This window comes from Streptomyces viridochromogenes, assembly GCF_001270495.1.
Classification (GTDB): Bacteria; Actinomycetota; Actinomycetes; order Streptomycetales; family Streptomycetaceae; genus Streptomyces; species Streptomyces viridochromogenes_A.
In genome coordinates this window covers 293,910-313,849 of the sequence record NZ_LGUR01000117.1, presented here as the reverse complement: position 1 = coordinate 313,849, position 19,940 = coordinate 293,910, and the positions used below count along the sequence as shown (strand labels likewise).

General features: G+C 71.2%; 19 protein-coding genes and 3 pseudogenes. 10 read left to right on the top strand and 12 right to left on the bottom strand.

Features of this window, described 5'->3' with window-relative positions; all coding sequences use genetic code 11:
- Positions 1-17: 17 nt before the first annotated feature.
- Positions 18-839: a methyltransferase domain-containing protein gene (locus tag ADK36_RS13405; RefSeq protein WP_053197598.1), complete on the bottom strand. Its 822-nt coding sequence runs from the start codon at positions 837-839 to the stop codon at positions 18-20.
- Positions 840-974: 135 nt separating this feature from the next.
- A complete protein-coding gene (locus ADK36_RS13400) occupies positions 975-2,468 on the bottom strand; it encodes a bifunctional phosphatase PAP2/diacylglycerol kinase family protein (protein WP_053197596.1) in 1,494 nt (497 codons plus the stop codon).
- A gap of 72 nt (positions 2,469-2,540) precedes the next feature.
- On the opposite strand from ADK36_RS13400, the gene ADK36_RS13395 reads away from it, so the two are divergent.
- Both ADK36_RS13395 and ADK36_RS13390 read left to right on the top strand, forming a co-directional pair.
- Entirely contained in the window at positions 2,541-3,194 is a 654-nt protein-coding gene (locus ADK36_RS13395; RefSeq protein WP_048579416.1) for a histidine phosphatase family protein, read from the top strand.
- Positions 3,195-3,403: 209 nt separating this feature from the next.
- Positions 3,404-5,023, top strand: coding sequence for an ABC-F family ATP-binding cassette domain-containing protein (locus tag ADK36_RS13390; RefSeq protein WP_048579415.1), 1,620 nt, complete (start codon positions 3,404-3,406; stop codon positions 5,021-5,023).
- Positions 5,024-5,220: 197 nt separating this feature from the next.
- Here ADK36_RS13390 and ADK36_RS13385 read toward each other — a convergent pair whose 3' ends face one another.
- Positions 5,221-6,327, bottom strand: coding sequence for a Vms1/Ankzf1 family peptidyl-tRNA hydrolase (locus ADK36_RS13385; RefSeq protein WP_048579414.1), 1,107 nt, complete (start codon positions 6,325-6,327; stop codon positions 5,221-5,223).
- A 62-nt stretch (positions 6,328-6,389) separates the two neighbouring features.
- Here ADK36_RS13385 and ADK36_RS13380 point away from each other — a divergent pair, with 62 nt between their 5' ends.
- Complete coding sequence (locus ADK36_RS13380; protein ID WP_030047991.1) at positions 6,390-6,644, top strand: DUF6158 family protein; 255 nt, start codon at positions 6,390-6,392, stop codon at positions 6,642-6,644.
- A gap of 54 nt (positions 6,645-6,698) precedes the next feature.
- On the opposite strand, the pseudogene ADK36_RS13375 reads toward ADK36_RS13380, so the two are convergent.
- From ADK36_RS13375 to ADK36_RS13355, 5 genes and pseudogenes are all read right to left on the bottom strand, one after another.
- Positions 6,699-8,829 (bottom strand): annotated as a pseudogene (locus ADK36_RS13375) (catalase).
- Complete coding sequence (locus ADK36_RS13370; protein WP_053197594.1) at positions 8,830-9,372, bottom strand: type 1 glutamine amidotransferase domain-containing protein; 543 nt, start codon at positions 9,370-9,372, stop codon at positions 8,830-8,832.
- Positions 9,373-9,378: 6 nt separating this feature from the next.
- On the bottom strand, positions 9,379-10,065 hold the full coding sequence (locus tag ADK36_RS13365) for a hypothetical protein (protein ID WP_053197592.1): 687 nt from the start codon (positions 10,063-10,065) through the stop codon (positions 9,379-9,381).
- 4 nt (positions 10,066-10,069) lie between these two features.
- Complete coding sequence (locus tag ADK36_RS13360; RefSeq protein WP_030047988.1) at positions 10,070-10,489, bottom strand: CBS domain-containing protein; 420 nt, start codon at positions 10,487-10,489, stop codon at positions 10,070-10,072.
- Entirely contained in the window at positions 10,482-10,880 is a 399-nt protein-coding gene (locus ADK36_RS13355) for a DUF2795 domain-containing protein (RefSeq protein ID WP_048579410.1), read from the bottom strand. Before ADK36_RS13355 ends, ADK36_RS13360 begins: the two co-directional genes overlap by 8 nt.
- Positions 10,881-11,013: 133 nt before the next feature.
- Here ADK36_RS13355 and ADK36_RS50955 point away from each other — a divergent pair, with 133 nt between their 5' ends.
- From ADK36_RS50955 to ADK36_RS46170, 3 genes are all read left to right on the top strand, one after another.
- On the top strand, positions 11,014-11,148 hold the full coding sequence (locus ADK36_RS50955; RefSeq protein WP_267887404.1) for a hypothetical protein: 135 nt from the start codon (positions 11,014-11,016) through the stop codon (positions 11,146-11,148).
- An 830-nt stretch (positions 11,149-11,978) separates the two neighbouring features.
- A complete protein-coding gene (locus ADK36_RS13350; RefSeq protein WP_234329757.1) occupies positions 11,979-12,446 on the top strand; it encodes a TetR family transcriptional regulator C-terminal domain-containing protein in 468 nt (155 codons plus the stop codon).
- Between the two features lie 734 nt (positions 12,447-13,180).
- Positions 13,181-13,411: a hypothetical protein gene (locus ADK36_RS46170; protein WP_234329756.1), complete on the top strand. Its 231-nt coding sequence runs from the start codon at positions 13,181-13,183 to the stop codon at positions 13,409-13,411.
- Between the two features lie 112 nt (positions 13,412-13,523).
- Here ADK36_RS46170 and ADK36_RS13345 read toward each other — a convergent pair whose 3' ends face one another.
- Positions 13,524-13,994 (bottom strand): MerR family transcriptional regulator, encoded by a 471-nt coding sequence (locus ADK36_RS13345; RefSeq protein WP_048579409.1) that lies wholly within the window; start codon positions 13,992-13,994, stop codon positions 13,524-13,526.
- A gap of 28 nt (positions 13,995-14,022) precedes the next feature.
- On the opposite strand from ADK36_RS13345, the gene ADK36_RS13340 reads away from it, so the two are divergent.
- Complete coding sequence (locus tag ADK36_RS13340; protein ID WP_048579408.1) at positions 14,023-14,793, top strand: methyltransferase domain-containing protein; 771 nt, start codon at positions 14,023-14,025, stop codon at positions 14,791-14,793.
- A 63-nt stretch (positions 14,794-14,856) separates the two neighbouring features.
- Here the strand turns inward: ADK36_RS13340 and ADK36_RS50130 are convergent.
- A pseudogene (locus ADK36_RS50130) lies at positions 14,857-15,107 on the bottom strand (IS5-like element IS4811 family transposase); the annotation flags it as partial.
- Between the two features lie 382 nt (positions 15,108-15,489).
- On the opposite strand from ADK36_RS50130, the pseudogene ADK36_RS50125 reads away from it, so the two are divergent.
- Both ADK36_RS50125 and ADK36_RS13335 read left to right on the top strand, forming a co-directional pair.
- A pseudogene (locus tag ADK36_RS50125) lies at positions 15,490-15,857 on the top strand (GH32 C-terminal domain-containing protein); the annotation flags it as partial.
- 257 nt (positions 15,858-16,114) lie between these two features.
- A complete protein-coding gene (locus ADK36_RS13335) occupies positions 16,115-16,765 on the top strand; it encodes a TetR/AcrR family transcriptional regulator (RefSeq protein WP_048579407.1) in 651 nt (216 codons plus the stop codon).
- A gap of 335 nt (positions 16,766-17,100) precedes the next feature.
- On the opposite strand, the gene ADK36_RS13325 is transcribed toward ADK36_RS13335, so the two are convergent.
- Both ADK36_RS13325 and ADK36_RS13320 read right to left on the bottom strand, forming a co-directional pair.
- A complete protein-coding gene (locus tag ADK36_RS13325; RefSeq protein ID WP_053084628.1) occupies positions 17,101-17,346 on the bottom strand; it encodes a hypothetical protein in 246 nt (81 codons plus the stop codon).
- 70 nt (positions 17,347-17,416) lie between these two features.
- Positions 17,417-18,166 carry a TetR/AcrR family transcriptional regulator gene (locus ADK36_RS13320; RefSeq protein ID WP_234329755.1) on the bottom strand — a complete coding sequence of 250 codons (750 nt, stop codon included), beginning with the start codon at positions 18,164-18,166 and terminating at the stop codon, positions 17,417-17,419.
- A gap of 134 nt (positions 18,167-18,300) precedes the next feature.
- Here ADK36_RS13320 and ADK36_RS13315 point away from each other — a divergent pair, with 134 nt between their 5' ends.
- Entirely contained in the window at positions 18,301-19,932 is a 1,632-nt protein-coding gene (locus ADK36_RS13315) for an MFS transporter (protein ID WP_048579406.1), read from the top strand.
- Positions 19,933-19,940: the final 8 nt, after the last annotated feature.

The following is a 19,940-nucleotide window of genomic DNA, read 5'->3' as shown; positions in this document are numbered from 1 at the left end:
TTCCAGAAACGCGCGATTCAGGCTTCTTTACGGCACAGAATCTCCCCGTGCAGAACACTGAACCAGCCTTCTTCCCGCCGGCCCCACTCCCGCCAGGCCGCCGACACGGCCCGCAACTGCTCCGCGCTCGCGTGTCCGCCCTCCGTGGCCCGCTCGGCATACGCCGAGGCCAGCGTGCGATCCGCCCATAGCCCGCTCCACCAGGCCCGCTCGTCCGGCGTCGAGAAGGTCCAGGTGCTCGACGTGGCCGCGATGTCCGTGAGCCCGGCCCGCAGCGCCCAGGACTTCAGCCGGCGTCCGGCGTCGGGCTCCCCGCCGTTGGCGCGGGCGACGCGGCGGTACAGGTCCAGCCAGGCGTCCATACCCGGGGACGCCGGATACCAGGTCATGGCCGCGTAGTCCGAGTCGCGGACGGCGATGAGGCCGCCCGGCCTGGTCACCCGCCTCATCTCGCGCAGCGCGCTCACCGGATCGCCGACGTGCTGGAGCACCTGGTGGGCGTGGACCACACAGAACGTGTCGTCCGGGAAGTCCAGGGCGTGCACGTCCGCGACCGCGAAGTCGACGTTCGTCAGCCCTCGCCCGGCCGCCGTGGCCCGGGCCTGGTCCAGGATCTCCGGCGCCCGGTCGACGCCGGTGACCTGTCCGTCGGGGACCAGGGCCGCCAGGTCGGCGGTGATGGTGCCCGGGCCGCAGCCGACGTCCAGGATCCTCATGTGCGGCTTCAGCGAGCCGAGCAGGTAGGCCGCCGAGTTGGCGGCCGTACGCCAGGTGTGCGAACGCAGCACGGACTCGTGGTGCCCGTGGGTGTAGACGGCGGTCTCCTGGGCCTTCGACATGCGTGTTCCCCTCGTCGCGTCGTACCGGTTCACGGGGCGCGCGGCCCCGCCTGGCGGTACTCGACACGGTACGTCGCATGTCGAATGGTGAGACCTGCGTTTTACTATCTGGACTGACGGCTCATCAGGAACATGTCAGGCACCGGCCAGCGGACGGTAGACCGTCAGTGCCTCAGGCAGCTTCTCCAGCGTCACCTCGCCGCCCACCTCCGTGACCTCACCGTCGTACGCGAGGAGTGCGCCCGGTGTGACGCCGGACAGGTGGAGCCGGCCGACCTGGACCGCCGCGTGGGCGGGAGAACGCGTCAGCGGGCCTGCCACGGCGGCCGCGAGCAGGCGCAGCGCGGGGCGGCGGCCGCCGTGCACGACCCGTACGTCGAGCACGCCGTCCGCGAGATTCAGGCGCCGGGCAGGGGCGAGGCCCATCCGGTGGTAGGTGCCGTTCCCGGCGAACAGCATCCACAACGGGTGCGCGCGGCCCGCGACTTCGGCGTGCAGCGGGTGGCGGTCCCGGCGCAGGACGCGCAGCGCCGCGAGCACCCCGGCCGGCCAGGCGCCGATCCGGGGCGAGAAGCGGTCCCGCTCCAGCACCAGCTCCGGATACACGCCGAGGCTGCACGTGTTGAGGAACACGCCCTGCCGTCCGTCGCAGGTGAACCGGCCCACGTCCACGCGCACCGCCTCGCCCCGCCGGACGGCCCGGCCCAGGTCGCGCTCGTCCTCCACGCCCAGGTCGTAGGCGAAGTGGTTCAGCGTCCCCCCGGGCAGCACCGCGAGCGGCAGGCCGTGCTCCAGCGCCACCTCGGCGGCCGTGTTCACCGTGCCGTCGCCGCCGCACACCCCGAGCACCCGGGCCCGGGCCGCCGCCTTGCGCAACTCGGCCCGGGTGTCCGCCGGTTCGCACTCGACCAGGTCGGCGCGCGGCAGAATGTCCAGCAGGGCGTGCACTTGGTCGGAGCTGCCCGACGCCTTGTTGGCGACCACGACCAGGCCGTCTCCGTCCTCCAGCGCCGGTACGTCCGTCCGGGTCCGGGCCGGCGGGACCAGCCGGTCACGCGTCGGGATCATGCCCCGCACGGCGAACGCGGCACCCGCGCCCAGGGCCGCGCCCGCCACCACGTCGCTCGGGAAGTGGACGCCCGTATACACGCGCGACAACGCGACCGACCAGGCGATCGGAGCCACCGCGAGGCCCCAGGCGGGCGACTCCAGCGCGACTCCGGTCGCGAACGCGGCCGCCGACGCGGCGTGCCCGGACGGGAACGACGTGGTGATCGGCTGGCGCTTCAGCTGCCGGCCCAGCGGTACGGGGTCCAGCACGGGGCGAGGCCGGCGCACCGACCGCTTGCCGAGGGTGTTGATGGTCAGCGAGGCCAGACTCAACGAGGCGAGGCCGCGGGCCGCGGCCCGGCGGCCCCGAGGGGTCCGGCCGGCGGCGATGACGGCGGCCGTCGCGAACCACAGCACGCCGTGGTTCGCGCTCCGGCTCAGCCGCGGCAGGACCGGCTCGGCATACGGCCAGTTCCGCTCGGCGGCGAACTCGAACAGCCGGGAGTCGAGGGCGAGGAGCCGGTCGCGCAGGGCGTGCCGGCCGGGTTTCGGGACGGTGAGGTCGACGTCTGGGCTCATACAGGGCTGGGTACCCTGAAGTCGCCGATTGCTGACCGGCCGGCGGTGACCGACACACGGAGGAACCCGTACATGCGCCTGCTGCTCGTCCGCCACGGCCAGACCCCGGCCAACGTGGACTACCTGTTGGACACGAGTGTTCCGGGCGCCGGTCTGACCGCCCTCGGCGAACAGCAGGCCGCCGCCCTTCCCGCGGCGCTGGCCGACGAGGACATCGAGGCGGTCTACGCGTCCACTCTGGTCCGCACCCAGCTCACCGCCGCCCCGCTGGCCGCTGCGCGGGGCCTCGACGTGCTGGTGCGGGACGGGATCCGCGAGGTGTTCGCGGGGGACCTGGAGATGGCGCGCGGGGACACCGAGCAGGGCGGGCTCTACATGCGGACGGTGTTCGCCTGGGCGGCCGGGGACACGGGGCTGCGGATGCCGGGCGGTGAGAGCGGTGTGGAGGTGCTGGCGCGCTACGACTCCGTGGTGGCGGAGGCCGCGGCGAGCGGGGCCGGGACGGTGGCCATGGTCAGTCATGGCGCCGCGATCCGTATGTGGACGGCGGCGCGGGCGGTCAACGTGGACGTGCCCTTCGCCGCGGCGCACCCGCTGGACAACACCGGGGTGGTGATCCTGGAGGGGGCGCCGGCGGACGGTTGGAAGGCGTTGACCTGGGCGGGGGCCGTGGTCGCTCCGGTGGGGGAGGGCGGGCCGACGGGGCGGGCGGTGGACGCCGACTAGGGCTGGGCCGAGGTTTCTCGCCCCCGCCGCCCCTACCCGTCCCATCCTGTGAAGGGGCTCCGCCCCTTCGACCCCGCTGGGGCTGCCGCCCCAGACCCCGCTTCGGCCCTTAAGGGGCCTCGTCCTCAAACGCCGGACGGGCTGAAGATGCTGGCCGGCGCCGATAAGCGTTTGCCCGCGCCCGTCGCTGGATATCAGAATGCGGCCCCATGGGACATCTGGAAGCCGCGCATCTTGAGTACTACCTTCCCGACGGGAGGGCGTTGCTCGGCGACGTGTCGTTCCGGGTGGGGGAAGGCGCCGTGGTGGCGCTCGTCGGGCCGAACGGGGCCGGGAAGACGACCCTGCTGCGGCTGATCTCCGGTGAGCTGAAACCGCACGGCGGGACCGTCACCGTGAGTGGCGGACTCGGCGTGATGCGGCAGTTCGTGGGATCGGTACGGGACGAGACGACGGTGCGCGACCTGCTCGTTTCGGTCGCGCCGCCCCGGATCCGCGAGGCCGCGCAGGCCGTCGACGCAGCTGAGCACGGCATCATGACCGTCGACGACGAGGCGGCCCAGCTGAAGTACGCGCAGGCGCTCGCCGACTGGGCCGAGGCGCGCGGGTACGAGGCCGAGACGCTGTGGGACATGTGCACCATGGCCGCGCTCGGCGTGCCGTACGAGAGGGCGCAGTGGCGGCAGGTGCGGACCCTGTCGGGAGGTGAGCAGAAGCGGCTGGTGCTGGAGGCGCTGCTGCGCGGCAGCGACGAGGTGCTCCTGCTCGACGAGCCCGACAACTACCTCGACGTGCCCGGCAAGCGGTGGCTGGAGGAGCGGCTGAAGGAGACCCGCAAGACGGTCCTCTTCGTCTCCCACGACCGCGAACTCCTCGCCCGCGCAGCCGAGAAGATCGTCTCCGTCGAGCCGTCGCCGGCCGGCGCCGACGCCTGGATGCACGGCGGCGGCTTCGCCACGTATCACGAGGCCCGGCGCCACCGCTTCGCCCGCTTCGAGGAGCTGCGCAAGCGCTGGGACGAGAAGCACGCGCAGCTGAAGAAGCTGGTGCTGACGCTCCGTCAAGCCGCCGAGAACAGCCCGGACATGGCCTCCCGCTACCGGGCCGCCCAGACCAGGCTGCGCAAGTTCGAGGAGATCGGCCCGCCGCCGGAGCCGCCGCGCGAGCAGGACATCAAGATGCGGCTGAAGGGCGGCCGTACCGGGGTACGGGCCGTCACCTGCGAGGGACTCGAACTCACGGGGCTGATGCAGCCGTTCTCCCTGGAGGTCTTCTACGGCGAACGGGTCGCCGTCCTCGGCTCCAACGGCTCCGGCAAGTCGCACTTCCTGCGCCTGCTGGCCGGGGACGACGTGGCGCACACGGGGGCGTGGAAGCTGGGTGCGCGCGTCGTGCCCGGGCACTTCGCGCAGACGCACGCGCATCCTGAGCTGATGGGCCGTACGCTCCTCGACATCCTGTGGAAGGAGCACGCCCAGGACCGGGGCGCCGCGATGTCCCGGCTGCGCCGGTACGAACTCACCCACCAGGCCGAGCAGACGTTCGATCGCCTCTCCGGTGGTCAGCAGGCCCGTTTCCAGATCCTCCTGCTGGAACTGGAGGGCGTGACCGCCCTCCTTCTCGACGAGCCGACCGACAACCTGGACCTGGAGTCCGCCGAGGCCCTTCAGGAGGGTCTGGAGGCCTTCGAGGGCACGGTGCTGGCGGTCACGCACGATCGCTGGTTCGCGCGATCCTTCGACCGGTATCTGGTGTTCGGCAGCGACGGGCGGGTGCGGGAGACGGCGGAGCCGGTGTGGGACGAGCGGCGGGTGGAGCGGGCACGATAGTTTTCCGCCCCCGCCGCCCCTACCCGTCCCATCCCTGAGGGCTGCGCCCCCAGACCCCCGCTTTCGGCCCTGCGGGCCTCGTCCTCAAACGCCGGACGGGCTGAAACTCAGCCCCTCCGGCGTTTGAGGAGCGGGGTCTGGGGCGGAGCCCCAGAAGGATGGGACGGGTAGGGGCGGCGGGGGCGGGGAGCTGCCGGTCAGGTCCAGCGGAGCAGTGCTCCCAGGCCGCCCGCCGGGGTCTCCCCCTGGGACGCCGGCGTCACCGACAGCGCCCCCGCACCCGTGGCGACCGCGCAGCGGATCAGCGCGTCGTCGGCGCGGGCCGGCCAGGAGTTCTGCTCGCCGAGGATCTTCAGGTCGGTACGGCGCACCGCCAGCTGGTCCGGGTCCTCCCCGATCCACACCTCACGGTGCGCGTCAGGGCCGTCCGGCCGGATCAGCAGCTCGTCGATACGGTGCTCACGCGCCGCCGCGACAAGCGCGGGCACACCCTCCACCGCCCCGGCACGCCCCTCGGCCCCGGGTTCGCGCGCCGCCAGGAACCGCTCCAGCTCCCGCACCGCCCGCTGCCGTACATGCTCCTCCCGGGCCCGTTCGACGTCCCCGTCGAGCAGTCGGCTGCCGGTGCCGTGCGGCGCCTCCACCACGAGATCGTGCAACCGCTGCGGCAGCCGGTCGTGCACCGTCCGCCGCTCCCGGTCGTCACCCACGAGGATCAGCAGGTCGGCACGGGTCTCCTCCTGGCAGACGGTGAGCGCGTCGGCGATCTCGGCCGCGTTGTGCTCCCAGGTGTTCTCCACCTTGAGCTGGAAGTGCCGCTCGGACCAGTCGACCGTGCTCGTCCGGTGGATCGGATGCTGTCGGCCGGTGACCGTACCGACGTCCTGCCGGCCCAGCGCGGTCCGCAGCTCGAACGCGGCGCCCCGGCGGTCGACGTAGGCCACCACGCAGACCGGATCCTCGCCCGCCAGCTCCAGCAGCGGCGCGGTGTGCGGCAGCGGGGCCCAGTCGGTGCTGTCGCGCAGCGGGGCACGGGACAGCGGCGGATCCAGGACCACCTCACCCGCTCGGGCGAAGATCGCGCGGCCATGGGGTTCGGAGGAGTGCCGCAGTTCCTCCAGCGCATCCCGTACGGCCCGGCAGGTCGCGTCGTCGGCGCCCTGCCCGGCGAGCTCCCGCGACAGGGCTCGAGCCGTCAGGTGCCGTTCATGGGGGGTGTCCTCCGTGTGCCGGGAGGTGTCCACGTATACGGAGGCCCAAGGGCCGGGGTGTTCGTACAGTGGGTTCAGGAAGGCGAGATCCATGGTCTGTCTCTCCTGTACGCCGCTCGGGTGCTGTGTGCTCCACGGGCGGGTACCCGGACCGCATGATTGAACACGACGAGCGGGGCACCACCATGACCGGAGTCGACCCCAGCCGGCTGGACGACCAGCAGCTCATGAAGGAGCTGGAGACCATCCACCGGACGCGTCACGACACGCTGCTGTACGGCTCGAACGGCGCGCTGCGGGCCCACAACGAACGCATGGCGCAGCTGGAGGGCGAGTACCTGCGCCGCAACCCGCGCCGCACGGTGGCCGCGGGCCGCACTCGGGAGGGCGCCCGCGACCGCAACGTGTGATGGGCGGGGCGTGCGCCGCGCACGCCCCGCCCATCACGGCTGACCGTCCGGCGCTCAGCGCCGTACCGGCGGACGGCCCCAATGCCGGTGCGCCGACAGGGCGGCCTTGAAGGCATCCAGGAAGTCCTCGCTCGCCGGGCCCGGTGACGTGTCCGTCACCACGCCCTGGTCGGCCACCGTGTGGTGGAACTCGGCGGACAGCCGTATGCCTTCCGGCTCCAGGGACGACAGGATGCCCACGCCGGAGCCGAGCGCGCCGACCGGCTTGCCGTGCCGGTAGGCGTCCCGCACGAAGCGCATCGCGTCCTGGACGGCGGCCGTGGGCGGGGTGCCGTGCGGGCCGCCGGGCAGCAGTACGGCGTCGTACAGCACGGACGCGACCGTCGGCAGGGCGCGGTCGACCTCGCACCGGTCACCGTGGGCACCGGCGACCGCGCCGTCCGTCGGGGCCAGCGCCTCGACGATCGCCCCCCTCGGCCGTGAGCGCCTCACGTACCGAGGTGACCTGCGCGGTGTCGACGCCGTCGGTGACGAGGACCGCGATCTGCCGGGTGCGGATCGAGCCGTCGCCGCGCTGCGACTCCAGGCTCAGCGCGGGGGAGGAGAGCTTGTCCGCCGCCTCCGTCCCGGACGGCTCCGGAACTCCGATGCCGCGCGCCACCTGGGACGCCAGGTCGCCGTTCACCTTGGCGAGATGCTCGACCGTACGGGCTCGCACCTCCCGTACGCCGACCTTGCCGAGCTCGAACCGGAACGCCGCGACGATGTGCTCCTTCTCCCAGTCCGCCATGCTGTTCCAGAACATCGCCGGCTGGCTGTAGTGATCCTGGAAACTCGGGCTGCGGCGCCGGATCTTGGCGCCGTCGACGCGTTCGGCGAAGGGGGTCCCCCCGCGCGATTCTGTTCGAGCGTGGGGGCGCGTGTACGCGCTGCCGTCGACACCGGCGTGCGCGGGGCAGCCGCCGCCGAGGGAGTTCGGGAAGTAGTTCGTGCCGCTGTGCAGCGCGCTCTGGTGGTAGCCGTCACGTTGGTTCGTGCGTACGGGCGCCACCGGGCGGTTCACCGGCAGCTGGGCGAAGTTGGGGCCGCCCAGCCGGACCAGCTGCGTGTCCAGATAGGAGAAGTTGCGCGCCTGGAGCAGCGGGTCGTTGGTGAAGTCGATACCGGGGACGACGTTCGCCGTGTGGAACGCGACCTGCTCGGTCTCCGCGAAGAAGTTCTCCGGGTTGCGGTTCAGCACCATCCGGCCGATCGGCCGTACCGGCACCTGCTCCTCCGGGATGATCTTCGTGGCGTCGAGGAGGTCGAAGTCGAACGCGAACTCGTCCTCCTCCGCGACGAGTTGGACACCCAGCTCCCACTCCGGGTACTCGCCCGCCTCGATCGCGTCCCACAGATCACGCCGGTTGAAGTCCGGGTCGCGGCCCTGGCACTCCTGCGCCTCGTCCCACACCAGCGACCGCACGCCCAGCCGCGGCTTCCAGTGGAACTTCACGAACGTGCCCTTCCCGTCCGCGTTCACGAACCGGAAGGTGTGCACACCGAAGCCCTGCATCATGCGGTAGCTGCGCGGGATCGCCCGGTCCGACATCAGCCACATGATCGCGTGCAGCGTCTCCGGCTGAAGCGACACGAAGTCCCACAGGGTGTCGTGCGCGGAGGAGCCGGTGGGGATGTCGTTGTGCGGCTCGGGCTTCACCGCGTGCACGAAGTCGGGGAACTTGATGCCGTCCTGGATGAAGAAGACCGGGAAGTTGTTCCCGACCAGGTCGTAGTTCCCCTCCGAGGTGTAGAACTTGGTCGCGAAGCCGCGCACGTCCCGCACGGTGTCCGCCGAACCCTTCGGCCCCTGCACCGTGGAGAACCGCACGAACACCGGCGTCTGCACGGCCGGATCCTGGAGAAAGGCCGCGCGGGTGAACTCCGCGCAGGACTCGTACGGTTCGAAATAGCCGTACGCCCCCGCGCCACGCGCGTGGACCACCCGCTCCGGGATCCGCTCATGGTCGAAGTGGGTGAGCTTCTCCCGGAAGTGGAAGTCCTCCATCAGCGTCGGCCCGCGCTCCCCGGCGGCGAGCGAGTCGTCGGTGTGGTCGACCTCGACGCCCTGGTCGGTGGTGAGCGGCCCGGCCGTGGGGTCGTCCGCCCGGAAGGCCTCCCGCTGCTCCTCCTTGCGGTTCCCCATTTACGATGCCTCCTTCGCGAAGACTTCCAGGAACGTCTCGCAGAACGCCTTCAGGTCGTCCGGCTTACGGCTGGTGACCAGCTTGTTCGGACCGTGGTCGCAGATCCGCACCTGCTCGTCCACCCAGGTGCCGCCCGCGTTGCGGATGTCCGTCCGCAGGCTCGGCCAGGAGGTCAGCACCCTCCCGCGGACGACGTCCGCCTCCACCAGCGTCCAGGAGGCATGGCAGATCGCGGCGACCGGGCGGCCCTGGTCGAAGAAGTCCCGCACGAAGGCGACGGCCTTGCGGTTCATCCGCAGGTAGTCCGGGTTGGCTACCCCGCCCGGCAGGACCAGCGCGCCGAAGGAGTCCGCCGACGCCTCGCCCACGACCTCCTGCACGGGGAACTTGTCCGCCTTGTCGAGATGGTGGAACGCCTGGATGGTGCCCGGCTTCGTCGACACGAGCACCGGCTCATGGCCCGCGTCCACCACCGCCTGCCATGGATCGGTGAGCTCGATCTGCTCGACGCCCTCGGGCGCGGTCAGAAAAGCGATACGCATGATGTCTCAACGTCCTTCCGTGGCCCTGAAGTGGGCCTCGTCGCTCGTGGAGCGCTTCTTGTCCCGCCGGCGGGCGCGCACGCAACGCCACAGCTCCTCGCCGTACGGCAGCAGCACGCAGGCCCCGATGGCGACGCCGATGCCCGCGAGATAGCCGCGCGACAGCGGCCTTCGACGCGGCACGAGACGCCACGCGTCGGGATCGCCCCGGCCTCCGCGCAACAGGGACCGCACCTGGTCGGCGTGCAGACACATCAGCGCCGCCAGCCCGCCGAACGGCAGCGACTCCAGGAAGCTGTGGATGTGCTGCTCGACCGGCTTGACCTCGCGGTCGCTGTCGACGGCCGTACGCACATCCCACAGCGCGGTCGCCTCGTGCGCCGCCGTCGCGCCCAACTGCACGCTGAGCAGCAGCGGGTTGACCTCGTAGCGCAGGGTCAGCGCGATGGGGATGCCGACCTCGGTCATCATCATCGAGTGGATGAGGGACTCCTTGACGCCCGCCGTCTCCTCGATCCGGGTCCGGCGGTGCATCCACCAGTCGGCGACTCCCGGCACGAACCAGCTGGGCAGCAGGCCGTAGAGCAGATAGCGGACCGTGGCTTCGCCGACGTCGACGGTGACACCGGAGGAGCTTGAGCTGATCTCGGCGGCCTGGTCCCGGCCCGTCCGACCACTCAACCGACCACTCATCCGATCACTCGTCCGGAGCCGCACGGCTGATCTCGGCCAGCGCCGAGTCGGGATCCTGGGTCTCGGCCAGATCCCCGAGGCTGATGACGCCGACCGGCAGCCCGTCCTCGACGACGGGCAGCCGCCGTACGGCGTGCTCGCGCATCAACGCCACCGCGACGGACACCCGCTCGCCCGGATCGATCACCACCGGGTCCCGGCTGCACACCGACCGGGCGCTCACCGTCAGCGGGTCGGCGCCGTCGGCGACCGCGCGCACCGTGATGTCACGGTCGGTGAGGACGCCCACGACGTCCTGTCCGTCGGCCACCACGACATCGCCGATGTCCTGCGCCCGCATCAGCTGCGCCGCCTCGACGAGCGAGGCGTCCGGGCGGACGGCGACCACGCCCGGTGTCATGACGTCCCTCACGAAATCAGCCATCGCGGGCCCTCCTGCGCTCCCCGGTCCCGGTCAGGGCCTCGGCCAGCTCCTGGACATTGGCGTAGCGCTTCGAGCGCGGCAGGCGCTCCAACGACTCCACCAGGGCGTCGGGCGCGTACCCGCGGCGCAACGTGACGACCAGTTCCCGGGGACTCGCCGGGAAGGCGCTGCGTCCCAGGAACCGCGCCAGTTCGAGTCGGACCGTCGCCAGGGACGACGTACTCCCCGGCCTCACCGGACCACCCGCGACCTGCGGATCGTCATCGGCGGACGGCTCCGGATCGTGCCACTCCTCGGTCCGGGTGGGGTGGCCGGACCTCAGCAGTCCTTGCAGTTCGTGCTTCATCTCGTCGTCACGGTGAACGCTCAGCCGGTCGCTGCCTCGCTGCATGACTCCCTCCAGATCTTCGGCGTGCGCACCGCGTACCCGTACATCCCGGGGCAACACAGGGTTTGCGCACCGGAAGCGGGGAGACCCGGTCCCTTACCCCCCACGCACCTTTTGCTCGGGGAAGGACCAGGTCATGGCACTGCTCGCTGTGCTCCTCCCACTGCTCATGCTCGGCGTGGTGCTGGCACTGGGCCGTTACGAGGATTTGCTGCTTCCGAGGGACCCGGACGAGGCGGACAGGCCGGAGGGGGCGGCGCTCGGGCACTGACGCGCCGCCCCCTCCGGACGAAAGGAAAAAGTTCAGTTCCCGTGGCCCTGACCTGGGCACTGAACTCTTCTCTGCATAGAAGGAAGTAGCAACCCTCGCGCGGAACAGTTCAGTGCGCAGACCACGATCGCACCGGGCCGCCCACGGCACCAGCGGCTCTCGAGTCGGGCTGGGGTCCAGTGCCCTTCTCGTCCAGCCATTCCAGCCCCCACAGCGTCAACGCCCTGGCGGCAGATTCCGGAACGCGATCGTGGAACTTCCGCCGGGCTTCGGTCACCGAGGCCACGCTCAGTCCTTCCCAGCCTCCGGCGTAGACAGGGGAGTCACGGGCTGGGCTGCCTGTGAGGGCTTCCCAGATCCACGCTGCGGCGTGGCGTTGCCGCTGGCGAGTAACGCCCATCCGTACTGGACGGAAGATCGAGAACAGGCTGTCATAAGGGACCTCGAGAAGTTCGGAAGGTGATTTCCGGTGAGCGGCGTAATCAATGGCTCCTCGTTTCCGAAATAGATCGGCCAAAGTTCGAATGCCGTTCCAGAAAGCCTGAGAGTCAGGGATTCTCTGGGTAGTTTTTCCCCAATTTTCCTTGCGGCACTGTGGGGAATCGAGCGAGTCTTCGGCTTGGGCCCAAGTCTCGGCCCCGGCCAGGCGAGCGAGTGCGAGGGAGCAGGAGTGCCTGCCGATGACAGGTGTGGTTCCGGGAAGGTGAATGGCCATGACGTTGCGGTAGTCATCAGCGTCTATCAGATTCGGAATATGCCTCGACGACATCAGCGCCGCCACCGGTCTGGGCCGCGGCAGCCTCTATGCCGCGTTCGATGGCAGGCACGGCGTGCTGCTGCAGGCGATGGCCGACTACTTCGCCCGGCTGGGGCAGTTCGCGCCGAAGGCGCTCGCCGGACCGGACGAGGGCGCCCTGGAACGACTGCACGCATACTTGCTCCGCGCCGTCCACGGGGTGCCACTCGCCGCTGACGTACCCCCCGCCCCCGACCGGGCGGCAGCGGCCTGCTTCGCCGCCAAGATGGCCCTGGAGCTCGGCACCTCCGACCCCGAGGTGACACGCCTGGCCAACGCCTGCTTCTCCGTAGTCCGGACGGCGGTGGCCGAGTGTGTGCGAGCGGCGCAGCGCAACGGCGACATCGACCCCGACGCGGATCCCGACGACCTCGCGTACCTCCTGCTGCTGACCGTCATCCGCGGGAGCGATGTCGTAGGCGCCTACGGCCACAGTCCCGCCCGCCTGACCTCGATCGCGGAGAGCGCGTTCGCCTTGCTGCCTCGCCCGCGCCACCGCTGAGCAGGGCACGGCCGCGCTCGTCGCACAGGCATCTGATGCGGCCCCCCACCTCGACGCTGCGGAGACATGGCCCGCAGGTTCACCCGCCGCCGGGCGGTCGTCCGGGCGGCTGGCCGAAGAACTGCGCCCGCATCCAGTCGAGTTGCTCCACCGCATGCGCGGTGTCGCCGGGCTTGAACCGCACGGTCAGTCGCCGAACGCCACGCCGCCGGCAGACGGTGGTACTGCGGCCGCCGCCCCGCCAACTCGGACCGCGTGTGCACGAATTCGTGCCAGCGCTCCGCCTCGGTGGTCTCTTGGAGCTGGGTGCCGTCCCTGCGGATGCGGAAAGCAGTACGGACTCCCGCTGGGCGTCGACGAGTCGGCGACCGGTCCGATCGTCGCCATCCTGCGCGAGCGTCAGCCCGACGTCCTGCTCACCCACGTGGCGAACGCCCCCGTACACCCGGGACCGCCACCAGGCACAGGCGACCACCCTGCTGACGCGCAGGATCGCCCAGGCCCACGGCCACCACCGCGCACCCGGCCGCTCGTCGCCGCCCAGGGGTTCCAGTTCGAGCCGCGCCAGCGCCAGGTCTGCGAGGTTCCCCCCGACCTGCTGCTGGACATCACGCCCGTGTTCGGCGTCGAGACCAAGGAGATGGGCTGCATGACCGCGCGGACCACATGGTCCGTCCGAGCTGACGGCAATAGGCTTCCCTGCCTGTTCGCGAGGGGTCTCGGCGCAGGGCACGGTGAAGGCCGGCCCCGGCCCGGTGAACGCGCCCGCCGTGGTCGCCGGCACCGCCGTCCGACGCGGTGACGTGATCGTGGCCGACGACGGAGTGCTGTGCGTTCCCCTGCAGGAGGTGCCGTCAGTCGCCGCGAAGGCCTGGAGCGCGAGGCGGTCGAGCAGGTCAACCTCAAGACGGGGAGCCAGCGCCGTGAGCCGACCAAACGGCGTCGAAGTGAGTGCGTGCTTCTGATCCTCGGCCAGTGTCGGTGCCGTCGTACGAACTCAAGCGGCTCCGGCTCGTCGTCGGTCGGACCTGTACGCTCCTCGCCCGGCCCGGGTCGGGCCGTGCTCACGGGTCGTGCTCAATCGCCCCGCTGAGCAGGCGGCTTTCCGCCTCGCGCTCGCCCGTGCGCCGGCACTCGGGAGCCGACCTGCTCGGCGATGAGCCGCCGATAGTACGGGCACTGGGTGACGTCCTCGTGCTCGCAGTTCAGGCCACCCTCGATGAGCTCCAATGAGATCCGGGTGGCGGCGATCCTCGATCGGAGCTCTTCGGCCTCGGCACGCAGGATCTCGTGCCGGGTAGAGCGCTCGACGGTGGCGAACAGGCTCCTGATGATGTCCAGGCCTAGGCCGGCCTCCTTGAATATGAGGATCGCCGCCACGCGGGTGAGGTCGTCCGCGCCGTAGCGGCGGCGTCCGCCTGCGTCCCGTACGGGGTGCAGCAGGCCCATCGACTCCCAATGCCGCAGGACGTGCGTGGCGAGACCGAACCGTGCCGCGAGAGCGCCGATGCTCATCGCGCTCGCGCCGTTGTCTCCGCTTGACTTCATGTTGACATTAAGTCGTAGCCTGGCGTCCATGTCCAAGAACCCGGAAACGGTGGAAAAGCACCGGAACACCGAGGCCATGCTGGCCCTCCTCGACGCGATGGACCAGATGCCGAGCGCCAGCCTGCTGCGGGCCCGCTCCTACGAGCTGCTGTCTCTTGTCCCGGGCTCGTCTGTCGTGGACATCGGCTGCGGTGCCGGGCGGGCCGTCGCCGAGCTGGCCGAGCGTGGCGTCCACGCGGTGGGCGTGGATCCCGATCCGTGGATGCTGGCCGCGGCCCGGAAACGGTGGCCGGCGGCCGAGTTCCGGGAGGCGGGGGCGGAGGATCTGCCGTTCGCCGACGGAAGTGTGCGCGGCTACCGTGCCGACAAGGTCTTCCACGCACTTCAGGAGCCGTGGCGCGCGGTGGCGGAAGCGCGGCGCGTCCTCTGCCCGGGCGGCAGGATCGTCCTGGTAGGGCAGGACTGGGACGCCATCATGGTCGACTCTGATGATGCGGCGCTCACCCGCACGATCGTGCACGCCCGTGCCGACCTCCTGGGCACGCCCCGCGCCGGCCGCCAGTACCGCAACCTGCTCCTGGACGGCGGCTTCAGCGACGTCACCGTCGAGGTGCACACCAACGTGTTCACCGATCCCGCGATGCTGCCGCTGCTCACCAGGCTCGCCGAGTCGGCCTGCACGAGCGGCGCCGTCGGCCGTGACCAGGCCGACGAGTGGCTCGCCGAACAGCACCGACGCGCCGAGGCCGACCGCTTCCTCATCGCCATTCCGTTCTTCGTGGCTGCCGCCTCCGCCTAGAGAGCAGATGGAGCATGGGCTTCGGGGATCCGCTTGACCGGGGAACGGTGACCACGCCTGTCAGGCACTCGTGGCCGATGTGGGTTTCCTTGGCCAGCTGGGGGTGGCCCCCTTCCGTGCGAGACGCCTGGTCATGAGGGTGACGACGGCCCAGGTGATCAGGTCTCGGAGTACTGGATGAGCCGTTCGTAGTCCCGGGCATGGCGGCGTGCGTGCATCATCCACGCGAGCGACCTCTCGACGACCCAGCGGCGGGACAGCTCGACGAAGCCAGAGGCGTCCTTGGGGCGGCTGACCGGCTTGACGGTCAGGTTGTCACCGGCCCCGTCGAACGCCCGGTCAGCTCGGCGAGTTCACGGCGGGCCTCCACCTGGTCGTCGAGTACGACGGCGACGATCCCGATCCACACGAGCAGTGGCGCGACCTGGCGTCCGCGCCGATCGCCGACGACGATGACCGCGTGGTTACCCCTGCCGACTGGTCACCGTCGCCCCGCTCGGTCAGGGACCTCGCCGACCGCCCCTGCCCCTGGTCCGGGCGGGCCTCGGCGCGGCCGTGGTCGCCACCCTCGCCCTCACCGGCGCCCCACCCGAAACCGTGGCCCTGCCACGGTCCCCGTGGCGGGCCACCGCCGCATCGCGGCCGTATGGCCCGCTTCCCCGTCCGGCCCACGACCCCCGACAGGGACCAGAAGGACTGATCTGCGACATCACTTGGGACCAACTTACGGGTGCCGAGCTGCAGTTGCGGCGCTCGGCGGACGGCGGGCGGCACGTCGACGTAGGGGTCTACGGCGACTACGCCTTCTCAACCGCGGTTACACCGCCGGCCTCGATACCTCGGACCGCTGGCAGGAGAGCCGGACGCCCTTCCACCTGTCCGACCGCACGGTCCGCCTGCGCGTCCTCGTCGACCGCACGTCCGTGGAGATGTTCGTCGACGACGGCCGGTACGCGCACTCGACCGTGGTCTTCCCCGACGTGTCCGACACCGGGCTGGCCTTGTTCACCATCGACGGGCAGGCGGTGTTCCGGAACATGGTGATCCGGGAGTTCGGGGTCTGATCCGACGGGGGGTGGCCGGTGGGATGGCCGCGACGGACGAGGTCGGCGGCGGCGCCCGGCGCGCCGGGGCTCTCGTCGAGCAACAAGCGCGAGGGCCGCACCGGGCGCGCTCGGTTCCGCGTCGGCCGAGCTTCGGGGCCACGAGGTGGGGCGGGTCCCGCGTGAGGCAGCGGTTGCTGGGGCGTGATACGGGGGCTTCGGCTCGGCGTGACAAAATGGGGGCCGTTCGTCCGTCCTTTGATGCTGTGAGGTTCTCCGTGAGCAAGCACGTGGGCCGCGAGCCGCTGCGCCGCAATTCGCGGTCCAACCGGGCGCGCATCCTGGCCACGGCTCGGGAGGAGCTGGGGCGGAACCCCGATGTCACGCTGGAGGAGCTGGCGCGGGCCGCCGGGGTCGTCCGGCGCACCCTCTACGGGCACTTCCCGGGGCGGGCGGCGCTGCTGGAGGCGCTCGCCGAGGAAGCCGCCGAGACGTTTCGGAACGCGGTGGAGGCCGGGCCGGAGCCGGGGGAGTCGGCCGAGCGGGCGTTGGCGTGGTTCGTACTCCGGATGTGGCGCGTGGGCGACCGCTACCGCATGCTGGTGGCGCTCACCCGGCGGGACCTCGGCTCCGAGCGCTTCGCCGAGGTGCTCGCGCCGGCCCGGGAGGCCGTCACCGGGATCCTGGAGCGCGGGCAGCGGGACGGCGTCTTCCACTCGCATCTGCCGCCGGCCGTGCAGAGCACAGGCCTGATGGCGTTGATCGTAGCTCTGGTGGAGTCCGTCAACACCGGCGCGCTGGAGGACGACGGGCACCGGATCGCCACGGCCACCCTCATCGCGGCCGGCGTGCCGAAGGATCGGGCGAGCGCCGTGGTCGAGGAGGTTGCTTCGGCGATGGCTACGGCTCTTCCGGCCCACGGCACCTGATTGCTCTCCGACCGACCCGTCGACGAGGTGTCCCGGGCGTCGTCGCGGCGGAAGGTGACCGACTTGCGGAGAAGTGGGCGGTGAGGCCCTGCTCCGTGGTGGTGACCGAGCGCAGTCGGAGGCCGTCGGGGATGTTCCGCGGCGCGATCGGCTCGGCGAAGACCTGCCGAGCAACGTCTCACTGGCCTCGGGCCGGGCGACGCGGCCCGCGACCTTGAAGTCCTTGAAGGTGACGCGGTTGCCGGAGGCCGCCGAGACGGTCGTCGTCGCGGTGGCCTCGAAGCCGAGGGTGGTCAGGCCGCGGGCGCGGATCCGGTCGGAACCGTAGCCCCGGGTCAGTTCCAGGCCAGGGCGTCGGACAGGTCCGCGTACGACAGGAAGACGGTCGCCTCCGCCGAGCGGGCCCGGGCCTCGCTGTCGTCGTCCGACTTCGTCAACCCGTCCATCCGCAGGGCGAGTTCGCTCACCGACAGCCGACGGTCGGAGCCGTCGGCGGGTTCGTGCGAGTACGAGTACGAAAACTCGCACTCCTGGTCGCAGTCGCGCTCGGGGCGGGGGGCGGTAGATCGGCCCTCCTCCAAAGGGCTTCGGGGAACAGGGAGTTGGGGGGGCGGACATGTGTGAGTGCGAGTGGGGTACGGGCACGGGGTTTCAGACGGGACTCGGGGGCGACCCGGACTTCCGTACCTGATCGACCTTCGCTGCGGCGGTGTCCGGGGCGACTCCGGCGGCGATGAGGGTGGCGGTGGCGGCGCCGGTGCCGTCGTCGGACCACAGGCCGCAGTCGGCGCAGTCGAGCAGGGCCAGCAGTTGGGCCTCGATGGCCCGGCCGAGCGGGTCGGGCGGGACGGTGGTCTGGAAGACGCCCTGTCGGCGGCCGTGGGCGAAGACCCTCGTGGCCATGTCGCGAGCGGGGGTCAGCAGTTCGTCGACGCGTGCGCGTGCGAGGTCATGGCCGCGGGCCAGCCGGATCAGGGCGCGGTAGCGGTCGCCGACGGGCCACACCATGAGGACGAATCGCGCCAGGTCCGCGACGGCGTCGGGGGTCGGGGCCGGGGCGCCCGCGACGGCGCGCCGGATCGCCTCCGCGGCCTCGGCGGCCAGGCCCTCGACGAGCGCGGCCCGGCAGGCGAAGTGGACGTACACGGTGCGCCGGGCCACACCGGCGGCGGCGGCGATGTCCTCCAGGCGGCTGTCGGGGTCGCGGGTCAGTTCCCGCCGGGCCGCGTCGAGGATCCGGGCACGGGTGGCCCGCGCGTCCCGACGCTGCGCCGAAGTCGAGGTCGAAGTCGGCGAGGGGGATGAAGTCGAAGTCGGAGCAGGAGGGGGCGGCGTCTCGTGGGGCCGGGCCGGAGACCGTCTCGGCCTCGTCGTCGGTGTTCGTGCTGGTCGGCTGATCACGTCGGTACCTCGAAGGCGGGTGGAAGAAGGGAGCCATCGCGATAGTTGCACAGCAAGGGGCAATAAACTACTGTGCACATCGATGGGCAATTAAGTGCTTCCGCTCATCCGACCGTCCCTCTCAGGAGCTACTGATGCCCTTCCTTGCAAATACCCCCGTGGAGAAGATGACCGGGCCGTACGCGCGGCGCTGGTGGGCGCTGCTCGTGCTGTGCCTGAGCCTGCTGATCACGGTGATGGCGAACACGTCGCTGATCGTCGCCGCCCCCGACATGACCACCGACCTGGGCCTGAGCAGCAGTGATCTGCAGTGGGTCGTCGACAGCTACACCGTTCCGTACGCGGCGCTGATGCTGGTGCTGGGCGCGATCGGCGACAAGTACAGCCGGCGCGGCGCGCTGGTGCTGGGTCTGCTGATCTTCGCCGGCGGTTCGGTGATGGGGAGCATGGTCGACGAGACCTCACTGGTCATCGTGGCCCGCGCGATCATGGGTGTCGGTGCCGCGGTCGTGATGCCGGCCACGCTGTCCCTGGTGGTCGCGACCTTCCCCCGGAGCGAGCGGGCCAAGGCCATCACCGCCTGGGCCGCGACCTCCGGGGTGGCGGTAGCCGTCGGCCCACTGGTCTCCGGCTGGCTGCTCGAGGACCACGCCTGGGGCTCGACCTTCCTGATCAACGTGCCGATCGCCGTCCTCGCCGTATTCGGCGCGCTCGCCCTGGTACCGCCGTCCAAGGCGGAGGGCATGGGCCGGATCGACTACGTCGGTGGTCTGCTGTCGATCGTCACCGTCGGCTCCCTGATCTACGCCGCCATCGAGGGCCCGCACTCCGGCTGGGGCGCCGGCCCCGTCACCGCCGCCGTGGTCGCCGGTGTCGGTCTGGTCGCCTTCGTCGCCTGGGAGCTGCGGCACCCGCACCCGATGCTGGACGTCCGAAAGTTCGCGCTGCGGCCCTTCAGCGGCTCGATGCTCGCGGTGATGTTCTTCTTCTTCGGCATGTTCGCCGTGATCTACTACGCGACGCAGTTCCTGCAGTTCGTCCTCGGCTACGGCGCCCTGGACACGGGTGTACGGCTGCTGCCGCTGGGCGGTGCGGTGTTCCTCGGGTCCGCGCTGACCGGGATGCTCACCCCGAAGCTGGGGGTGAAGGTGATGGCCGTGACCGGCCTGGCCGTCGGCACGGCGGGCATGTTCCTGCTCACCCAGATCGACAAGGGGTCGACGTACGGGGACTTCCTGGCGCCGCTGATGATGCTGGGCCTCGCGCTCGGACTGGCCATCTCCCCGGCGACCGACACGATCATGGGCTCCTTCCCCGAGTCCGAGCTGGGCGTCGGCGGCGGTGTCAACGACACCGCGCTGGAGCTGGGCGGGGCGCTGGGCATCGCGGTGCTGGGCTCACTGCTGGGCACGGCCTACCGCGACGAGCTGACCGACCTGGTGGGCAACCGGCTCCCGGCGGAGGCGATGGAGACCGCCAAGGACTCGGTCGGCGCCGGCCTGGCTGTCGCGGAGCGGGTCGCGCAGGATCCCGCCGCCGGGCCCCAGCAGGCCCAGGCCGCCGTGGACGCCGTCCACCAGGCCTTCGCCCACGGAGTCGCCCAGACCAGCCTCATCGGCGGGATCATCATGGCCGCCGGAACACTGATCGTCCTCGCCATCCTGCCGGGCCGGCGCGGCTTCGCGCAGCAGAGCGCCGAGCCGGGGGCCGGGACGACGGCGAGCGAGGCGGCGACTGTGCGGGAGCGCACCGGGGCCACCCGCTAGATCGCCGG

Excerpts from the sequence above, each read along its gene's own strand:
- ADK36_RS13360 (WP_030047988.1), bottom strand. The coding sequence starts at position 10,489 with ATGGCTGATTTCGTGAGGGACGTCATGACACCGGGCGTGGTCGCCGTC.
- ADK36_RS13315 (WP_048579406.1), top strand. The coding sequence starts at position 18,301 with ATGCCCTTCCTTGCAAATACCCCCGTGGAGAAGATGACCGGGCCGTAC.
- ADK36_RS13400 (WP_053197596.1), bottom strand. The coding sequence starts at position 2,468 with ATGAGCCCAGACGTCGACCTCACCGTCCCGAAACCCGGCCGGCACGCC.
- ADK36_RS13380 (WP_030047991.1), top strand. The coding sequence starts at position 6,390 with ATGATTGAACACGACGAGCGGGGCACCACCATGACCGGAGTCGACCCC.
- ADK36_RS13340 (WP_048579408.1), top strand. The coding sequence starts at position 14,023 with ATGTCCAAGAACCCGGAAACGGTGGAAAAGCACCGGAACACCGAGGCC.
- ADK36_RS13365 (WP_053197592.1), bottom strand. The coding sequence starts at position 10,065 with ATGAGTGGTCGGTTGAGTGGTCGGACGGGCCGGGACCAGGCCGCCGAG.
- ADK36_RS50955 (WP_267887404.1), top strand. The coding sequence starts at position 11,014 with ATGGCACTGCTCGCTGTGCTCCTCCCACTGCTCATGCTCGGCGTGGTG.
- ADK36_RS13390 (WP_048579415.1), top strand. The coding sequence starts at position 3,404 with ATGGGACATCTGGAAGCCGCGCATCTTGAGTACTACCTTCCCGACGGG.
- ADK36_RS13345 (WP_048579409.1), bottom strand. The coding sequence starts at position 13,994 with ATGAAGTCAAGCGGAGACAACGGCGCGAGCGCGATGAGCATCGGCGCT.
- ADK36_RS13395 (WP_048579416.1), top strand. The coding sequence starts at position 2,541 with ATGCGCCTGCTGCTCGTCCGCCACGGCCAGACCCCGGCCAACGTGGAC.
- ADK36_RS13370 (WP_053197594.1), bottom strand. The coding sequence starts at position 9,372 with ATGCGTATCGCTTTTCTGACCGCGCCCGAGGGCGTCGAGCAGATCGAG.
- ADK36_RS13355 (WP_048579410.1), bottom strand. The coding sequence starts at position 10,880 with ATGCAGCGAGGCAGCGACCGGCTGAGCGTTCACCGTGACGACGAGATG.
- ADK36_RS13385 (WP_048579414.1), bottom strand. The coding sequence starts at position 6,327 with ATGGATCTCGCCTTCCTGAACCCACTGTACGAACACCCCGGCCCTTGG.
- ADK36_RS13405 (WP_053197598.1), bottom strand. The coding sequence starts at position 839 with ATGTCGAAGGCCCAGGAGACCGCCGTCTACACCCACGGGCACCACGAG.